This is a genomic window from Citrobacter sp. RHBSTW-00017 (genome assembly GCF_013797615.1).
GTDB classification, from domain to species: domain Bacteria; phylum Pseudomonadota; class Gammaproteobacteria; order Enterobacterales; family Enterobacteriaceae; genus Citrobacter; species Citrobacter braakii.
Window position 1 is genome coordinate 2,332,442 of sequence record NZ_CP056899.1, and the last position, 18,161, is coordinate 2,350,602.

The following is an 18,161-nucleotide window of genomic DNA, read 5'->3' on the forward strand; positions in this document are numbered from 1 at the left end:
GATAACGAAAGATGTAAAAAAAAAACGGCCCCAATTTGGGACCGTTTATGGTGAAACTAAAACTTATCTGGATGAATTAAGCGGATTTCTTCGCTTTTTTCTCAGCTTTCGGCGCTGCTACTGCTTCAGTCTTAACGGCGGTTTGATCTTCGCTGTATTCACGACCGTAGTAGGTATCCATCAGGATCTGTTTCAGTTCAGAAATCAGCGGGTAACGCGGGTTAGCACCAGTACACTGGTCATCAAACGCATCTTCAGACAGTTTGTCCACGTGTGCCAGGAAGTCAGCTTCCTGAACGCCAGCTTCACGGATAGACTTAGGAATACCCAGTTCAGCTTTGATTTCGTCAAGCCAGCCCAGCAGTTTCTGGATTTTTGCAGCAGTACGGTCGCCCGGTGCGCTCAGACCCAGATGGTCTGCGATTTCAGCGTAGCGACGACGAGCCTGCGGACGGTCGTACTGGCTGAATGCAGTCTGTTTAGTCGGGTTGTCGTTCGCGTTATAACGAATAACGTTGCTGATCAGCAGGGCGTTCGCCAGACCATGAGGAATGTGGAACTGAGAACCCAGCTTGTGCGCCATGGAGTGACATACGCCCAGGAAGGCGTTAGCAAACGCAATACCGGCGATGGTTGCTGCACTGTGTACACGCTCACGCGCTACCGGGTTCTTAGAACCTTCGTGGTAGGACGCTGGCAGGTTTTCTTTCAGCAGTTTCAGCGCTTGCAGAGCCTGACCGTCGGAGAACTCAGAAGCCAGCACGGATACGTAAGCTTCCAGAGCATGAGTGACGGCATCCAGACCACCGAACGCACACAGGGACTTAGGCATATCCATCACCAGGTTTGCGTCAACAATCGCCATGTCCGGAGTCAGCGCATAGTCTGCCAGCGGGTATTTCTGACCAGTTGCATCGTCAGTAACAACCGCAAACGGAGTAACTTCAGAGCCAGTACCGGAAGTGGTGGTGACGGCAACCATCTTCGCTTTTACGCCCATTTTCGGGAACTTGTAGATACGTTTACGGATGTCCATAAAGCGCAATGCCAGTTCTTCGAAGTGGGTTTCTGGGTGTTCGTACATAACCCACATGATTTTCGCGGCGTCCATCGGGGAACCGCCACCCAGCGCGATGATCACGTCTGGTTTAAAGGAGTTAGCCAGCTCAGCACCTTTGCGTACAACGGTCAGAGTTGGGTCAGCTTCAACTTCAAAGAACACTTCGGTTTCAACGCCAGCAGCTTTCAGCACGGAGGTGATCTGGTCAGCATAGCCATTGTTAAACAGGAAGCGGTCGGTCACGATCAGCGCACGTTTGTGACCATCGGTAATCACTTCATCCAGTGCGATTGGCAGAGAGCCACGACGGAAGTAGATAGATTTCGGAAGTTTGTGCCACAACATGTTTTCAGCTCGCTTAGCAACGGTTTTCTTGTTGATCAGGTGCTTAGGACCAACGTTTTCAGAGATGGAATTACCACCCCAGGAACCACAACCCAGAGTCAGGGAAGGCGCGAGTTTAAAGTTGTACAGGTCACCGATACCACCCTGAGAAGCTGGGGTGTTAATCAGGATACGTGCGGTTTTCATCATCTGACCGAAGTAAGCAACACGTTCTGGCTGGTTGTCCTGGTCGGTGTACAGGCAAGAGGTATGACCGATACCGCCCATCGCAACCAGTTTTTCAGCTTTAATAACGGCGTCTTCGAAGTCTTTCGCACGGTACATTGCCAGCGTCGGAGACAATTTTTCGTGAGCGAACGGTTCGCTTTCGTCAACAACTGTCACTTCACCGATCAGAATCTTAGTGGTTTCTGGTACGGAGAAGCCTGCCAGTTCAGCAATTTTGTATGCCGGCTGACCAACGATAGCCGCGTTCAGCGCGCCATTTTTCAGGATAACGTCCTGAACGGCTTTCAGCTCTTTGCCTTGCAGCATGTAGCCGCCGTGAGTCGCGAAACGCTCACGTACTGCGTCGTATACAGAGTCAACGACAACAACGGACTGTTCAGAAGCACAAATTACGCCGTTATCGAAGGTTTTAGACATCAGAACAGATGCAACAGCACGCTTGATATCAGCGGTTTCATCGATAACCACAGGGGTGTTACCTGCGCCTACACCGATTGCCGGTTTACCGGAACTGTATGCTGCTTTAACCATGCCTGGACCACCGGTCGCAAGGATCAGGTTGATGTCCGGGTGGTGCATCAGCGCGTTTGACAGTTCTACGGAAGGTTGATCGATCCAGCCGATCAGATCTTTCGGTGCGCCAGCAGCAATTGCTGCCTGCAGAACGATATCAGCCGCTTTGTTAGTGGCATCTTTTGCACGCGGATGCGGAGAGAAGATGATGGCGTTACGCGTCTTCAGGCTGATCAGTGATTTGAAGATTGCAGTAGAAGTCGGGTTAGTGGTTGGAACGATACCGCAGATGATACCAATCGGTTCAGCGATGGTAATGGTACCGAAAGTGTGGTCTTCAGCCAGCACACCACAGGTTTTTTCGTCTTTATATGCGTTATAAATGTATTCGGAAGCAAAGTGGTTTTTAATCACTTTATCTTCGACGATGCCCATGCCAGATTCGGCAACGGCCATTTTCGCGAGAGGGATTCGAGCGTCTGCGGCAGCCAGAGCGGCGGCACGGAAGATTTTGTCAACCTGTTCTTGAGTGAAACTGGCATATTCACGCTGGGCTTTTTTTACGCGCTCTACAAGTGCGTTAAGTTCAGCGACATTAGTAACAGCCATAATGCTCTCCTGATAATGTTAAACTTTTTTAGTAAATCATCTGCTCGATACGAGAGTATAGACAGATCGACGAAAATTTGTGTAACGTTTTGAAAATCAAACGGTTAATTAACGTCCACTTTACCTTGATTTACTAAAAGAGCTTATACGCTAGCGCCACTTAATTCTAACGCGCTACCTCCAGGTGGCGTAAGCAAGATTACTCACTTCTGAGTAGTAATTGCGTGATCTGGATCAAAATTTCGCAAAGCTGACACCTTTCAGCAGGCCCTTTTAGCGTTTATCGGTAAGTGTTAATGAATTGGTGGGATGAATGCTATTAACATTAGCATATTTAATACATATTAATAACACTAAGTATTGGAAGTGTATTTACGTAGATATACACAGATAGAAGGTGAAGTATGCTGACAAAAGGCGTATCTTCAGCGCGGATTTTATCAATTTTTATGACTCATTTTATCCGGCTAACGCTTCGGAGCTAACCGTGATCCAAACGCTATTTGATTTTCCTGTCTATTTTAAATTTTTCATTGGGTTATTCGCATTGGTTAACCCGGTCGGGATCATCCCTGTCTTTATCAGTATGACCAGCTATCAAACGGCTGCTGCGCGAAATAAAACCAACCTTACGGCAAACCTGTCGGTTGCCATCATCCTGTGGACTTCGCTGTTCCTTGGTGACGGTATTCTTCAGCTCTTCGGTATCTCGATAGATTCGTTCAGGATTGCCGGCGGCATTCTGGTGGTGACTATCGCAATGTCGATGATTAGCGGAAAACTGGGCGAAGATAAGCAAAACAAACAGGAAAAATCAGAAACAGCAATCCGCGAAAGTATCGGCGTAGTGCCGCTGGCATTGCCGCTTATGGCGGGGCCAGGGGCGATAAGCTCAACTATTGTTTGGGGTACGCGTTATCACAGTGCGATTAACCTGTTTGGTTTTTTTGTGGCGATTGCGTTGTTTGCCCTGTGCTGTTGGGGACTTTTTCGCATGGCACCGTGGCTGGTACGGCTGCTGGGCCAAACCGGTATCAACGTCATTACGCGTATTATGGGGTTGTTGTTAATGGCCTTAGGGATCGAATTCATTGTGACTGGAATCAAGTCCATTTTCCCCGGTTTACTTGCCTGATATTCCTCTTCGGCATCAACGGAGCCTCTTTCGGCTCCGTTTCCTTTCGTTATTAGTAAAACTTCTCACTAAAGTTGAAAATCAGCATAGAAATATAAAAATATCTGATGGTTATTCATTAATTTATTCATTTATTTTATGGATATAACACTCAATGGTCCACCAGAGGGATCCCGATGTCACTGTTATTTTATTAACATCATACTCTGGGGCTTGCTGAAGGATTATCGAAATGTTATTAGTTATTTCAGCGTTTTTTTTAGATGAATGTGCTAATTAATAACCAATTGTTAAATTTATGTGCATTTTGGCGTGGTGTTGACACAAGACTGGGGAGTTAACACTGCGCGTTATGCAATATATTGATTTTTATCGTTTTATTGTCATAATCTTTCATTCGTAAGACTTTTTTAGTGAGATTTATTTCCAATAAAAGAGAATTGGTTAACAAATTTGTAAAATGTATTGGCGGTTAAGAAACGCATTTGATACTTTCCGGCCAGGTATTATGCAGAAGAATTCACGTTGATGAGAATCATTTTCAATTAGTTTCTCTCAACAGGGTAATAGCGTGTTTCCGGCAGGGGAGGCACGTAGATAATCGACGCAAGGCGATCATACGAATCGCCAGAAATAAATAAAGTCGGTGATAGCAAGCAGTAAAACAAGAAACTACCTGACGGCAGAAAATCTCCGGTGCCGTACAGGGATCCTGACAGGATTAACAGTCTGGTTAAAAAACCAGCCATAATAATGAGGGAGTACAAACACAATGACTAACATCACTAAAAAAAGTTTAGTAGCTGCGGGGATCCTAACTGCGCTAATCGCTGGGAATGTTGCTACGGCGGCAGTTGTGCCAGCAGGTGTGCAGCTTGCTGAAAAGCAGACTCTGGTGCGTAATAACGGTTCGGAAGTTCAGTCACTCGATCCACATAAAATCGAAGGTGTACCTGAATCCAATATCAACCGTGACCTGTTTGAAGGTTTATTAATCAGCGATGTCGATGGCAAACCATCGCCTGGCGTGGCTGAAAAGTGGGAAAATAAAGACTTTAAGGTGTGGACATTCCATCTGCGTAAAGACGCTAAATGGTCTGACGGCACGCCTGTTACCGCGCAAGATTTCGTGTATAGCTGGCAACGCCTGGCTAATCCAAATACCGCGTCACCGTACGCCAGTTATTTACAGTACGGTCACATTGTCAATATTGACGATATTATCGCCGGCAAAAAGCCGATCACCGATCTCGGTGTCAAAGCTCTCGACGATCATACATTTGAAGTCACCCTGAGCGAGCCGGTTCCTTATTTCTACAAATTGCTTGTGCACTCATCCGTTTCTCCGGTTCCTAAAGCAGCGGTTGAAAAATACGGTGAGAAATGGACCCAGCCCGCTAACATCGTCACCAACGGCGCCTATAAGCTGAAAGACTGGGTGGTCAACGAGCGCATTGTACTTGAGCGTAACACCAACTACTGGGACAACGCCAAAACGGTTATTAACCAGGTTACCTACCTGCCAATTTCTTCTGAAGTGACTGACGTTAACCGCTATCGCAGCGGCGAAATCGACATGACCTATAACAACATGCCGATCGAGTTATTCCAGAAACTGAAAAAAGAGATCCCGAACGAAGTTCACGTTGACCCGTATCTGTGCACCTATTATTACGAAATCAACAACCAGAAAGCACCGTTCAACGATGTTCGTGTTCGTACCGCCCTGAAACTGGCGTTGGATCGTGACATTATCGTCAACAAAGTTAAAAACCAGGGGGACCTGCCGGCGTATAGCTTTACCCCTCCTTACACCGATGGCGCGAAACTGGTTGAACCAGAGTGGTTCAAATGGTCTCAGGAAAAACGTAATGAAGAAGCGAAAAAACTGCTGGCTGAAGCCGGGTATACCGCTGAAAAACCGTTGACCTTTGACCTGCTCTATAACACCTCAGATCTGCATAAAAAGCTGGCCATCGCTGCGGCATCTATCTGGAAGAAAAATCTGGGCGCCAATGTGAAGCTGGAAAACCAGGAATGGAAAACATTCCTCGATACGCGCCATCAGGGTAACTATGATGTTTCGCGTGCGGGCTGGTGTGCGGATTACAACGAACCAACATCCTTCCTGAATATGGTGCTGTCTGACAGCTCCAACAACACCGTCCACTATAAGAGCCCGGCGTTTGATAAGCTGATTGCGGATACGCTGAAAGTGACTGATGAAGCGCAGCGCAGCGAACTGTATTCGAAAGCGGAACAGCAGCTGGATAAAGATTCTGCGATTGTACCGGTTTATTACTATGTTAACGCCCGCCTGGTAAAACCATGGGTTGGCGGATACTCCGGTAAAGACCCGATGGATAATATCCACGTTAAAGACTTGTATATTATCAAGCATTAATGGCAAGACGTGGGGCAATCATTTTGCCCCACAGTGTCTTTTTCTTCGAACTATTAACACCGCTTTACCTGAACGTCGGGGTAGAAGAGGTGTAAAGGCACACGCCAGAAGGTACGGGCAATGTTAAAATTTATATTACGTCGCTGTCTGGAAGCGATTCCGACGCTGTTTATACTTATTACGATTTCATTCTTTATGATGCGCCTTGCGCCGGGAAGCCCATTCACCGGGGAACGCGCGTTACCGCCAGAGGTACTGGCTAATATCGAAGCGAAATATCATCTTAACGATCCTATCTCGACGCAGTACTTCAGCTACCTCAAGCAGCTGGCGCATGGCGATTTTGGGCCATCTTTTAAATATAAAGACTATACGGTAAACGACCTTGTGGCATCGAGCTTTCCGGTTTCTGCGAAGCTGGGAGCTGCGGCCTTTATTCTGGCGGTCCTCGTTGGCGTTAGCGCTGGGGTGATAGCCGCGCTGAAACAAAATACGCGTTGGGACTACACGGTGATGGGGGTGGCAATGACCGGGGTGGTTATCCCCAGTTTCGTGGTCGCTCCCTTATTGGTCATGATATTTGCCATAACCTTGAAATGGCTGCCCGGAGGCGGCTGGAACGGCGGGGCGTTGAAATTTATGATCTTGCCGATGGTGGCCTTGTCACTGGCTTATATCGCCAGTATCGCCCGTATTACCCGCGGTTCGATGATTGAAGTGCTGCACTCTAACTTTATTCGTACCGCGCGCGCTAAAGGGTTGCCGATGCGGCGGATTATTTTCCGCCATGCGTTAAAACCTGCGCTGTTGCCCGTGCTGTCCTATATGGGACCAGCATTTGTCGGCATTATTACCGGTTCGATGGTTATTGAAACCATCTATGGTTTGCCGGGCATTGGCCAGCTGTTCGTCAATGGTGCGTTAAACCGCGACTATTCGCTGGTCCTGAGCCTCACCATACTGGTAGGGACGCTGACCATCGTGTTTAACGCGATTGTTGACGTGCTGTATGCCGTTATCGACCCGAAAATTCGTTACTGATACTGGAGCTCGCTATGATGTTAAGTAAGAAAAACAGCGAAGCGCTGGAGAATTTCAGTGAAAAGCTGGAGGTCGAGGGCCGCAGTCTGTGGCAGGACGCGCGTCGACGCTTTATGCATAACCGCGCGGCGGTAGCAAGCCTGGTCGTGCTGGTGATTATTGCGCTGTTTGTGACGCTGGCGCCGATGCTGTCGCAGTTTACCTACTTCGATACCGACTGGGGCATGATGTCCAGCGCGCCGGATACAGAATCTGGACACTATTTCGGCACCGACTCGTCAGGTCGAGACCTGCTGGTTCGTGTGGCGATTGGCGGTCGCATCTCGCTGATGGTCGGCATTGCCGCGGCGTTGGTCGCGGTAGTTGTCGGCACGCTATACGGTTCTCTGTCGGGCTACCTCGGCGGTAAAATCGACTCCGTGATGATGCGTCTGCTGGAAATCCTCAACTCCTTCCCGTTCATGTTCTTCGTGATTCTGCTGGTCACCTTCTTTGGGCAAAATATCCTGCTGATTTTTGTCGCTATCGGGATGGTATCCTGGCTGGATATGGCGCGTATCGTGCGTGGACAAACGCTGAGTCTCAAGCGCAAAGAGTTTATTGAAGCAGCGCAAGTGGGTGGGGTATCTACCGTACGCATCGTTATCCGTCATATTGTGCCGAACGTGCTGGGCGTGGTGGTGGTGTACGCTTCGTTGCTGGTGCCCAGCATGATCCTGTTTGAATCCTTCCTGAGCTTTTTGGGATTAGGGACGCAGGAGCCATTAAGTAGCTGGGGGGCGTTGCTGAGTGATGGTGCCAACTCGATGGAAGTCTCACCATGGCTGCTGCTGTTCCCGGCAGGATTCCTGGTGGTCACTTTGTTCTGTTTTAACTTTATTGGCGATGGCCTGCGTGATGCCCTCGACCCGAAAGACCGTTAAGGAGTGCAGCCATGAGCGTAATTGAAACCTCAACCGCGCCGCTCGCGCAACAACAGGCTAACGCACTGCTGAACGTTAAAGATCTGCGCGTGACGTTTGCCACCCCCGACGGCGATGTGACTGCGGTAAACGATTTAAACTTTTCTCTGCGAGCTGGAGAAACGCTGGGTATTGTTGGGGAATCCGGTTCAGGGAAATCGCAAACGGCCTTTGCCCTAATGGGCCTGCTGGCAGCAAATGGCCGTATCGGAGGTTCTGCAACTTTCAACGGACGTGAAATTCTGAATTTACCGGAACGTGAGTTGAACAAACTGCGCGCCGAGCAAATCTCGATGATTTTCCAGGACCCGATGACCTCTCTCAATCCGTACATGCGAGTCGGTGAGCAGTTGATGGAAGTTCTCATGCTGCATAAAGGCATGAGCAAAGCGGAAGCCTTTGAAGAATCGGTAAGAATGCTGGATGCGGTGAAAATGCCGGAAGCGCGTAAGCGTATGAAAATGTATCCGCATGAATTCTCCGGCGGGATGCGTCAGCGCGTAATGATCGCCATGGCGCTGTTGTGCAGGCCTAAATTACTGATAGCCGATGAGCCGACTACCGCGCTCGATGTTACGGTACAGGCGCAAATCATGACCCTGCTGAATGAACTGAAAAGCGAATTCAACACTGCGATTATCATGATCACCCACGATCTGGGAGTAGTTGCCGGTATTTGCGATAAAGTTTTGGTGATGTACGCCGGACGTACCATGGAATATGGCAGTGCGCGGGATGTCTTTTATAAGCCCGTTCATCCGTATTCGATTGGTTTGCTGAATGCCGTACCTCGTCTGGATGCCGAAGGGGAAGAGATGCTGACTATCCCGGGCAACCCGCCGAACCTGTTGCGTTTACCAAAAGGTTGCCCATTCCAGCCGCGTTGCCCGCATGCGATGGAAATCTGTAGCAGTGCTCCGCCACTGGAAGAGTTTAGTCCGGGCCGCCTGCGCGCCTGCTTTAAACCGGTGGAGGAACTGGTATGAATGCGGTCACCGAACAACGAAAAGTGCTCCTTGAAATTGCCGATCTTAAAGTCCATTTCGACATTAAAGACGGCAAGCAGTGGTTCTGGCAGCCGTCTAAAACCCTGAAAGCGGTTGATGGCGTGACTCTGCGACTGTATGAAGGTGAAACCCTGGGCGTGGTCGGCGAATCAGGCTGTGGAAAATCGACTTTTGCCCGTGCGATTATTGGCCTGGTGAAAGCCACCGATGGAAAAGTCGCCTGGCTGGGTAAAGATTTGCTGGGCATGAAACCCGATGAGTGGCGGGAAGTGCGTAGCGATATTCAGATGATTTTCCAGGATCCGCTGGCATCACTAAACCCGCGCATGACCATCGGTGAAATCATCGCCGAACCGCTGCGGACTTATCATCCGAACCTGTCTGGCCAGGAAGTCCGCGACCGTGTGAAGGCGATGATGATGAAGGTGGGGTTGCTGCCTAATCTGATTAACCGCTACCCGCATGAGTTTTCCGGCGGCCAGTGTCAGCGTATTGGTATTGCCCGGGCGCTGATCCTCGAGCCGAAGCTGATTATTTGCGATGAACCGGTTTCGGCGCTGGACGTATCCATTCAGGCCCAGGTGGTCAACCTGTTACAACAGCTACAGCGTGAAATGGGATTATCGTTAATCTTCATTGCTCACGACCTGGCGGTGGTGAAACATATCTCCGATCGCGTGCTGGTCATGTATCTCGGACACGCGGTGGAATTAGGGACTTATGATGAGGTGTACCATAATCCGCTGCACCCTTATACCAAAGCGTTGATGTCTGCAGTGCCAATTCCCGACCCGGATCAGGAAAGGAACAAGGTTATCCAGTTGCTGGAAGGCGAATTGCCGTCGCCGATTAATCCTCCTTCCGGCTGCGTGTTCCGTACGCGCTGCCCGATTGCCGGACCGGAATGCGCAAAAACCCGCCCGGTTCTCGAAGGAAGTTTCCGTCACGCAGTTTCCTGCCTGAAAGTAGACCCGCTATAATCCAGAGGGCTGACAAAGGTCAGCCCTTCTTTTTGGTGAGGTATATGTGTCAGGTTTAGTCTCTTCTGTCCGCCGCGCGCTCTATCGCAAATTATTCGATTTAAACACCCGTTCAGGGCGTCGCTTTGAAGGTATGTGCGCGCTGTTCGCCTTGCTCAGCGTTATTGTTATCTTCATTGAGTCCGGCGTCGGGACGCAATACCATTTAACCTTCGAGGAATGGCGCATTTTTGTCTGGCTGGAGATCTTTATTACTCTGGTCTTTACCCTCGAATATTTTCTTCGCTTATGCAGCTGGGCCAATCCCGCAAAATATGTGTTTAGCTTCTGGGGGATTATCGATCTGGCCACCATTTTACCGCTGTACGTGATGTGGCTATGGCCTGAAATCAGTCTGAGCTATGTCTTCGCCTGGCGAGCGATGCGTGTCCTGCGCGTCTTGCGTATTCTCAAGCTGCTGCGTTTTATGCCTTCTCTGCGAGTGTTCTGGAATGCGTTAAAAAGCGCCCGTCATCAACTGATGTTGTTCTATTCCTTTATTGCCATTCTGATGGTTGTTTTCGGCGCGATGATGTATCTGATAGAAGGGCCCAAATATGGCTTTACTACGCTGAATGCGTCTGTGTATTGGGCAATTGTTACGGTCACCACCGTCGGCTACGGTGACATTACACCGCACACGCCGTTGGGACGCATGGTGGCGTCAGTGCTTATCCTGATTGGATACTCTGTGATTGCGATACCGACCGGATTGATAACCACACACATGAGCAGTGCGTTCCAACAGCGCGGATATCAGCGTAGATGCCCACAGTGTCAGCAGGCGCAGCATGAACATAGTGCGCAGTTTTGTAACCGCTGCGGAAGTAAACTGCCGGGCTAAAAATGAAAAAAGCTGCGAGAGCAGCTTTTTTGTTTGTTACTCGCGCCAGAGAATATGGCAGAGTTTGTGATCTTTTTCGCGACATAATAAAACGCGCGCAAAAATATCGTTAATCTCGCCGTCTTCTGTATCTGCCAGACCAATCACCACTTCGGCAAAAAAGTCAGGGTTCAGGTCAAAATCAACATGCTCCTGCCAGTCTTCTGCCGGGTCGAATAACTCGGCACCACCGCGCTCTTCAAACTGTAAATTGAACAGAATGATGTCGGCTGGATCCAGGTTGTCCGCAGCCAGTTCGAGAAAAATATCGTAAGCCTGCTCAAGCGTTTCGTCTTCAGTCAGGCGATTGTTCAAATCCATATCCATAATGACTACCTGTTTACTGTCTGATGGGCACGTTTTACAGCAACGGACTAAAGAAGTAAAACAGTCGCTCAGCGATCCGCTGCCAGAGTGGTCGTTTTACCCACAAACGGGCATCAAGCAGACGAGAACGCGAAATATAATCATCCTGTACTGCCGCGAGATCACCACCGAATCCGGCATCATCAATGACCAGCGTGATTTCAAAATTGAGCCACAGACTTCGCATATCCAGGTTAACGGTACCGACCAGACTCAGCTCGCCATCGACCAGTACGCTCTTGGTGTGCAGTAAGCCACCTTCGAACTGATAGATTTTAACGCCAGCCGCCAGCAGCTCAGTGAAAAAGGCCCGGCTTGCCCAGCCAACCAGCAGGGAATCATTCTTGCGTGGAAGAATAATACTGACGTCGACCCCGCGCTGCGCCGCTGTACAGATCGCGTGCAGCAGATCGTCGCTGGGAACGAAGTAGGGCGTGGTCATTATTAAATATTCACGCGCCGAATAAGCTGCGGTTAACAGCGCCTGATGAATCAAATCTTCAGGGAAACCAGGTCCCGAAGCGATTGTGTGAATGGTGTGGCCGCTGGCCTGCTCAAACGGCATGATATTGACGTCTGGCGGCGGGGGCAGAATGCGCTTGCCGGTCTCAATTTCCCAGTCGCAGGAATAGACAATGCCCATAGCGGTGGCTACCGGGCCTTCCATTCTCGCCATCAAATCCACCCATTGCCCGACGCCGGCATCTTGTTTGAAGAAACGCGGATCGACCATGTTCATGCTGCCGGTATAAGCAATATAGTTATCGATCATGATCATTTTGCGGTGCTGACGCAGGTCCATACGGCGTAAAAATACACGCATCAGGTTTACTTTCAGCGCTTCAACAACCTCGATACCCGCGTTACGCATCATCGCCGCCCATGGGCTGCGGAAGAACGCCACGCTACCCGCGGAATCCAGCATCAGGCGGCAGTGAATTCCACGCCTTGCGGCAGCCATTAATGACTCGGCGACCTGATCGGCCATACCGCCCGGTTGCCAGATGTAGAACACCATCTCGATGTTGTGACGCGCCAGTTGAATATCACGGATCAATGCCTGCATCACGTCCTCTGAACTGGTGAGCAACTGCAGTTGATTCCCTTTAACGCCAGCGATTCCCTGACGACGCTCGCACAGCTTAAATAAGGATGACGCGACGCTGCTGTTTTCCTGCGCAAAAATATGCTTACAGGCTTTAAGATCGTTCAGCCACTTGGCCGTTGACGGCCACATTGCCCGGGCGCGTTCGGCGCGACGTTTACCCAGGTGGAGCTCACCGAAGGACAGATAAGCAATGATCCCTACCAATGGCAGAATATAGATGATCAAAAGCCAGGCCATTGCGGAGGGCACTGCGCGTCGTTTCATTAGAATGCGTAATGTTACGCCAGCAATGAGTACCCAGTAACCCAGAATGACCAGCCAACTCACCACGGTGTAGAAGGTTGTCATAAATTTAAAAATCCTTTTGAAAGCGTATTGTTAAGAGTTTACGCATCAGGATTAATCTGGCAAATAAAAACACGGGAAAACCACTAGTCTGCATTCGGTGTGGCGTTATAATGGCCGTTCAGTGACTGAAAGAGTAGTAAACATGAAGCGTAGTAGAACGGAAGTGGGACGCTGGCGGATGCTGCGTCAGGCTAGCCGCCGTAAAGCACGTTGGCTTGAAGGACAATCGCGCCGTAATATGCGTATCCATACCATCAGAAAGTGTATTCTCAACCATCAACGTAACTCGTTGCTGTTTGCGATCCACAACATCTGATCTCAAAAGGGCACCGCTGTCGGTGCCCAATGTCTGCTTTTCGTTTTGTTTTTAAAATACTTTTTTGTACGGTTTTACTGAAACCTGCGCGTAAACACCTGCCGCCACGTAGGGATCGGCTTCCGCCCACGCCTGCGCGGCTTCTAAAGATTCAAATTCTGCGATCACCGTTGAGCCGGTAAAGCCTGCGGCGCCCGGATCGTTACTGTCAACCGCTGGCATGGGACCCGCCGTGAGCAAACGGCCTTCATCATGAAGGAGTTGCAGACGAGCCAGATGAGCAGGGCGTACGGAAAGACGTTTTTCGAGAGAGTCTGCGATATCTTGAGCGTAAATAACGTACAGCACGGGTAGAGCTCCTTGAACGGTAAAAGGTCATATTTACGTTATTGGAAAGGCCTGGTAACTGCAACGGAAAGATAACTAATATGTTAAGGCCATACTTTGAAAATGGTTTTTTATCATAAAATCGCGTTTTAAATGCCAGTTAGCTTCACGGTCTTATTGAATATGATTGCTATTTGCATTTAAAATCAGGGCCTGGTTTTTTTACTGAAACGATTATGACTTCAATGACCCTTGATTTACCTCGTCGCTTTCCCTGGCCTACGTTACTTTCTGTCGGCATTCATGGTGCTGTAGTGGCAGGTTTGCTGTATACCTCGGTACATCAGGTTATTGAACTGCCTGCGCCAGCGCAGCCGATCTCCGTTACGATGGTTGCGCCTGCCGATCTTGAACCGCCTCAGGCCGTTCAGCCGCCGCCGGAACCTGTCGTCGAGCCTGAACCGGAGCCAGAACCGATCCCCGAACCGCCAAAAGAAGCGCCGGTAGTGATTGAGAAACCGAAGCCCAAACCTAAGCCGAAGCCAAAACCGGTGAAAAAGGTGGAAGAGCAGCCGAAGCGTGATGTGAAACCAGCAGAGCCGCGTCCGACGTCCCCGTTTGAAAATACGGCGCCTGTTCGTCCAACAACCAGTACCGCTCCGGCAACCACTAAACCGGCGGTGAGCGCTCCATCGGGTCCGCGAGCCTTAAGTCGTAATCAGCCTCAATATCCGGCACGTGCACAGGCGTTGCGCATTGAAGGCCGTGTGAAGGTCAAATTTAACGTGACCTCGGATGGCCGGGTTGAAAATGTGGAAGTTCTGTCCGCACAGCCTGCGAATATGTTTGAGCGTGAAGTGAAAAATGCGATGCGCAGATGGCGTTATGAAGCCGGTAAGCCAGGCTCCGGGCTGGTGGTGAATATTGTTTTCCGCCTGAACGGCACAACACAGATCGAGTAAGCATCAGGCCGGATTTGGCGTTACGCCGCCAAATCCGGCAGAATGATTGCCGGATGGCGATGCTTGCGCGTGCTATCAGGCCAGGGAGGGAATCGGCCGCGGTTTACCGTCTTTATCAACGGCAACGTAGATAAACAGGGCTTCGGTAGCTTTATAGCGCTGGCCGATAGGTTCTGAAGCGACTTTCTTCACCCAGACTTCAATATTAATGCTGATCGAGGTCGTCCCGCGTTTCACGCAGCGTGCATAGCAACAAACCACATCGCCCACGGCAACCGGGCGCAAAAAGCTCATTCCTTCAACCCGCACCGTGACCACGCGACCATGTGCGATCTCTTTGGCCTGAATAGCGCCACCTATATCCATTTGTGACATCAGCCAGCCGCCAAAAATATCACCGTTTGCGTTGGTATCGGCAGGCATAGCCAGAGTGCGTAAAACCAGTTCGCCCTGGGGAGTGTTATTCGTTGTTGTCATTGTAGAACCGACTATAGAGAAAGATTACAGGCGCGATGCTACTAGAATTTACGCGCTGAGAACAGAGGGGATGCGGCCTGCGGGGCGGAAGTAAGCCAGGTTTGATGGCAACAAGGAACGCGAAGGGATAAAAATTCGCCAGATCCGGAGATCTGGCGAGCATTTATTACGATTTATCTTCCTGCGGAAGGTGGCGGTAAATATAGACTCCGCTCAGTAACGTAAATAGTAAAGTCAGGGCGGTCAGGCCGAATACTTTAAAGTTGACCCAAATATTCTGCGGTAGCCAAAACGCGATATAGATATTCGCCAGACCGCACAGGATAAAGAAGACGGCCCAGGCGAAGTTAAGTTTTATCCAAACCGGCTGTGGCAAGCTCAGCTCTTTACCTAACATGCGCTGAATCAGCGGCTTTTTCATTACCCATTGGCTAACCAGCAGCGCACCGGCAAACAGCCCGTAAATCACCGTTACTTTCCACTTAATGAATTCATCATTGTGGAAGAAGATGGTCAGGCCACCGAACACGGCTACCAGAACAAAAGTGATCAATGCCATCTTCTCGACCTTGCGATAGCGGACCCAGCTGTAAATCAAAACCACAGCCGTGGCAACAATCAGCGCCGAGGTCGCCGCATAGATGTCATAGAGCTTATAAAAAGCAAAAAAGACAACCAGCGGTAAAAAATCAAGAAACTGCTTCATTCTTCGATTCCGTCATCAAAAGCACCGGGTACAAGCCCGGAATGCGTTCAGGGTTTATTGGCGAATTAGCATGTACAGGCGGAACAAATAGATCAGCAACACGGCGGAGATCATATTGCTCAGCGTATTCGCCAATACCGCGCCTACATTTGGCGTAAGTACCGCAAAACTTGGCGCAAAAAGCAACAACAACGTTTTTGCCAGCAGCCAACCGATCACTGCTGGTGCAACCAAGCGCATATTCGACCACGCCAGACGCATACTGTTGCGCATCGCGGCAAAGACACCCATTTTGTCCTGTACTAACATCACCGGTGCAAGTGCCAGCAGGATAGCCAGCAGAATACCGGGTACCACCACCAGCATAATACCGATTTGCACCAGCAGAGTAGTCAGAAAAATCAGAATAAACAGCTTCGGCAAAACCGGCGCGCTGGCACCGATGGCGCGTAATGCGCTGACCCGATGACCGGCTGAAATCAGTTGAATCATCAGGATAATACCCCCGGCGAGGATGGCATTACCAATCAGACCGGAAAACGTCGACGCCGCGGAAGCGCGTAGCAAAATTTGCTGTTGCTCCGGGGTCATGTTTTGCACCAGATCGAACAATCCCACGCTGCTGGTTAACTGATCGCCTTCACTGAGTTGCGCAATTTGTGCGTCGGTGGGAGAAAAGGCATGCCCTAACACCACTGTGATAAACGCGCACAACAACGATACCAGCAAGATGGTAATGAATTGATTACGGAAAAAGTTTCCCGTGTCACGGTAAACGGATTTCGCCGTGATAGACATGCACTCTCCTTGAGTTTTGCAGGTGTTCATTTGTGGGCAATTGTACCCTGGATAACTCTACAGTGGCAGCATCGCGCGGTGTATGGAAAAGCATATCTTTGTAAAGCCCCGGTAATTTTTGACTATGACTTCAGCGTCATGCAAGAACGTTGGTTGTTCTCTGCGCATCACGAACAAATAACCATCGCTATTCTGCAACGGAGGTCAGGTACTTGCGTGGCGAAAATATATCAAAATTGATCTGAATTAGGTTAACCAGGATTTTGAATGCAAGTTCTAACTTAATCTGGATCAATAAATGTTAAATTATCAAAGTCAATGTGATCCAGGTTAGATCACTTATTACTCCAATGTGGGTATATTCGTTCCGCTTTTATAACCATAACGATGGAGCGGACATGAAAAAATTAACAGTTGCAGCAGTGGCTTTAACAACTCTTCTCTCTGGTAACGTATTTGCGCATGAAGCCGGAGAATTCTTTATTCGTGCAGGTTCTGCCACCGTCAGACCGACGGAAGGCGCGGGTGGTACGCTGGGGAGCCTGGGTGGCTTTGATGTCAGCAATAACACGCAGTTGGGTCTGACATTTACCTACATGGCAACCGACAATATCGGTGTTGAATTACTGGCAGCCACGCCGTTCCGCCATAAAATTGGCACTGCCACAACAGGTGATATTGCGACCGTTCACCATTTACCACCAACCTTAATGGCACAGTGGTATTTCGGCGATTCCAGCAGCAAATTGCGTCCGTACGTTGGTGTCGGTGTGAACTACACCACATTCTTTGACGAAGGCTTTAACAATAACGGCAAAGAAACCGGTTTATCTGACCTGAGCCTGAAAGACTCCTGGGGCGCAGCAGGGCAAGTGGGTATGGACTATCTGATTAACCGCGACTGGCTGATTAACATGTCGGTCTGGTACATGGATATCGACACCACCGCGAGCTATAAACTGGCTGGCGCGCAGCAGCATGACAGCGTCCGCCTCGATCCGTGGGTGTTTATGTTCTCCGCGGGTTATCGCTTCTAAGTCCTTGATTAAAATACTGAAAAGCTGATCGTTCCACGGTCAGCTTTTTTATTACCAGTTTATTTCTTCCTGCCTTTCTCCCCGTCGATGTAATGCTACTCTTTAAGCAAACTGGCTTTGAGGGCATTGACGATGATGTTGACTCGACTCCTGCTACAACAAAAAATCACACTTTTGGAACCATTCACCGGAGATGAAACGGCAGAGTTCGCCGTGAGTGCTGCGCGTGACTTATTGAATTTTATGGATAAAATTGAAGTGCTGGAGAAACGCATTGCGACTCCGGTTAAACTACCTTATTGCAGCGCCAGTCCTGTTTGTGAGATTGAAGCGGGCTATGCCGCAGGCGTGAGCGATTGTCGTGAGGCCATTCGTCGGGCAGGGTATCCGATTGAGGGTGATGATTAGTTTGCATTTATGTTAACAAAAATGTGCTTTTATTGTATAAGTCTGTAACTTTAGCGCACACAATGGCGGGATTCTAAGGCATCAGCTTAGGGACGGTTAACA

General features: G+C 49.6%; 18 protein-coding genes and 1 pseudogene. 11 read left to right on the plus strand and 8 right to left on the minus strand.

Features of this window, described 5'->3' with window-relative positions:
- Positions 1-76: 76 nt before the first annotated feature.
- A complete protein-coding gene (adhE, locus tag HV037_RS11305; protein ID WP_016153272.1) occupies positions 77-2,755 on the minus strand; it encodes a bifunctional acetaldehyde-CoA/alcohol dehydrogenase in 2,679 nt (892 codons plus the stop codon).
- Between the two features lie 487 nt (positions 2,756-3,242).
- On the opposite strand from adhE, the gene ychE reads away from it, so the two are divergent.
- The 7 genes from ychE to HV037_RS11340 all read left to right on the plus strand — a co-directional run bounded on the left by ychE (position 3,243) and on the right by HV037_RS11340 (position 11,167).
- Positions 3,243-3,890: an NAAT family transporter YchE gene (gene ychE, locus HV037_RS11310; RefSeq protein ID WP_003020714.1), complete on the plus strand. Its 648-nt coding sequence runs from the start codon at positions 3,243-3,245 to the stop codon at positions 3,888-3,890.
- Between the two features lie 772 nt (positions 3,891-4,662).
- Positions 4,663-6,294, plus strand: a complete 1,632-nt coding sequence (gene oppA, locus HV037_RS11315) for an oligopeptide ABC transporter substrate-binding protein OppA (RefSeq protein WP_016153271.1) — start codon at positions 4,663-4,665, stop codon at positions 6,292-6,294.
- A gap of 120 nt (positions 6,295-6,414) precedes the next feature.
- Positions 6,415-7,335 (plus strand): oligopeptide ABC transporter permease OppB, encoded by a 921-nt coding sequence (gene oppB, locus HV037_RS11320; RefSeq protein ID WP_003020708.1) that lies wholly within the window; start codon positions 6,415-6,417, stop codon positions 7,333-7,335.
- Between the two features lie 14 nt (positions 7,336-7,349).
- Positions 7,350-8,258, plus strand: a complete 909-nt coding sequence (oppC, locus tag HV037_RS11325) for an oligopeptide ABC transporter permease OppC (protein WP_003020701.1) — start codon at positions 7,350-7,352, stop codon at positions 8,256-8,258.
- 11 nt (positions 8,259-8,269) lie between these two features.
- Positions 8,270-9,283 carry a murein tripeptide/oligopeptide ABC transporter ATP-binding protein OppD gene (gene oppD, locus HV037_RS11330; protein ID WP_003833364.1) on the plus strand — a complete coding sequence of 338 codons (1,014 nt, stop codon included), beginning with the start codon at positions 8,270-8,272 and terminating at the stop codon, positions 9,281-9,283.
- Positions 9,280-10,284 carry a murein tripeptide/oligopeptide ABC transporter ATP-binding protein OppF gene (oppF, locus tag HV037_RS11335; RefSeq protein WP_016156729.1) on the plus strand — a complete coding sequence of 335 codons (1,005 nt, stop codon included), beginning with the start codon at positions 9,280-9,282 and terminating at the stop codon, positions 10,282-10,284. The genes oppD and oppF overlap by 4 nt, the downstream gene beginning before the upstream one ends.
- A gap of 46 nt (positions 10,285-10,330) precedes the next feature.
- Positions 10,331-11,167 (plus strand): ion transporter, encoded by an 837-nt coding sequence (locus tag HV037_RS11340; protein WP_049269434.1) that lies wholly within the window; start codon positions 10,331-10,333, stop codon positions 11,165-11,167.
- 36 nt (positions 11,168-11,203) lie between these two features.
- On the opposite strand, the gene HV037_RS11345 is transcribed toward HV037_RS11340, so the two are convergent.
- Positions 11,204-11,533, minus strand: a complete 330-nt coding sequence (locus HV037_RS11345) for an HI1450 family dsDNA-mimic protein (protein WP_003020691.1) — start codon at positions 11,531-11,533, stop codon at positions 11,204-11,206.
- Between the two features lie 34 nt (positions 11,534-11,567).
- On the minus strand, positions 11,568-13,028 hold the full coding sequence (gene cls, locus HV037_RS11350) for a cardiolipin synthase (RefSeq protein WP_016156727.1): 1,461 nt from the start codon (positions 13,026-13,028) through the stop codon (positions 11,568-11,570).
- A 142-nt stretch (positions 13,029-13,170) separates the two neighbouring features.
- Between cls and HV037_RS11355 the strand changes: the two genes are divergently transcribed.
- Positions 13,171-13,344, plus strand: coding sequence for a YciY family protein (locus tag HV037_RS11355; RefSeq protein ID WP_016153268.1), 174 nt, complete (start codon positions 13,171-13,173; stop codon positions 13,342-13,344).
- 51 nt (positions 13,345-13,395) lie between these two features.
- On the opposite strand, the gene HV037_RS11360 is transcribed toward HV037_RS11355, so the two are convergent.
- Entirely contained in the window at positions 13,396-13,692 is a 297-nt protein-coding gene (locus tag HV037_RS11360) for a YciI family protein (RefSeq protein ID WP_003020675.1), read from the minus strand.
- 224 nt (positions 13,693-13,916) lie between these two features.
- Between HV037_RS11360 and tonB the strand changes: the two genes are divergently transcribed.
- A complete protein-coding gene (gene tonB / locus HV037_RS11365) occupies positions 13,917-14,633 on the plus strand; it encodes a TonB system transport protein TonB (RefSeq protein WP_181500360.1) in 717 nt (238 codons plus the stop codon).
- A 75-nt stretch (positions 14,634-14,708) separates the two neighbouring features.
- On the opposite strand, the gene yciA is transcribed toward tonB, so the two are convergent.
- From yciA to HV037_RS24585, 4 genes and pseudogenes are all read right to left on the minus strand, one after another.
- The gene (gene yciA, locus HV037_RS11370) at positions 14,709-15,110 is read right to left on the minus strand and encodes an acyl-CoA thioester hydrolase YciA (RefSeq protein ID WP_016153266.1); all 402 of its coding nucleotides are present in this window, start codon (positions 15,108-15,110) and stop codon (positions 14,709-14,711) included.
- A 166-nt stretch (positions 15,111-15,276) separates the two neighbouring features.
- A complete protein-coding gene (locus tag HV037_RS11375) occupies positions 15,277-15,816 on the minus strand; it encodes a septation protein A (protein ID WP_019076883.1) in 540 nt (179 codons plus the stop codon).
- Between the two features lie 54 nt (positions 15,817-15,870).
- Positions 15,871-16,614: a YciC family protein gene (locus HV037_RS11380; RefSeq protein WP_016153264.1), complete on the minus strand. Its 744-nt coding sequence runs from the start codon at positions 16,612-16,614 to the stop codon at positions 15,871-15,873.
- A gap of 28 nt (positions 16,615-16,642) precedes the next feature.
- A pseudogene (locus HV037_RS24585) lies at positions 16,643-16,729 on the minus strand (YkgJ family cysteine cluster protein); the annotation flags it as partial.
- Between the two features lie 283 nt (positions 16,730-17,012).
- On the opposite strand from HV037_RS24585, the gene ompW reads away from it, so the two are divergent.
- Positions 17,013-17,651 (plus strand): outer membrane protein OmpW, encoded by a 639-nt coding sequence (ompW, locus tag HV037_RS11385; RefSeq protein WP_016153263.1) that lies wholly within the window; start codon positions 17,013-17,015, stop codon positions 17,649-17,651.
- A 132-nt stretch (positions 17,652-17,783) separates the two neighbouring features.
- Positions 17,784-18,059, plus strand: coding sequence for a hypothetical protein (locus tag HV037_RS11390; RefSeq protein ID WP_047500351.1), 276 nt, complete (start codon positions 17,784-17,786; stop codon positions 18,057-18,059).
- The last annotated feature ends 102 nt before the right edge of the window (positions 18,060-18,161 follow it).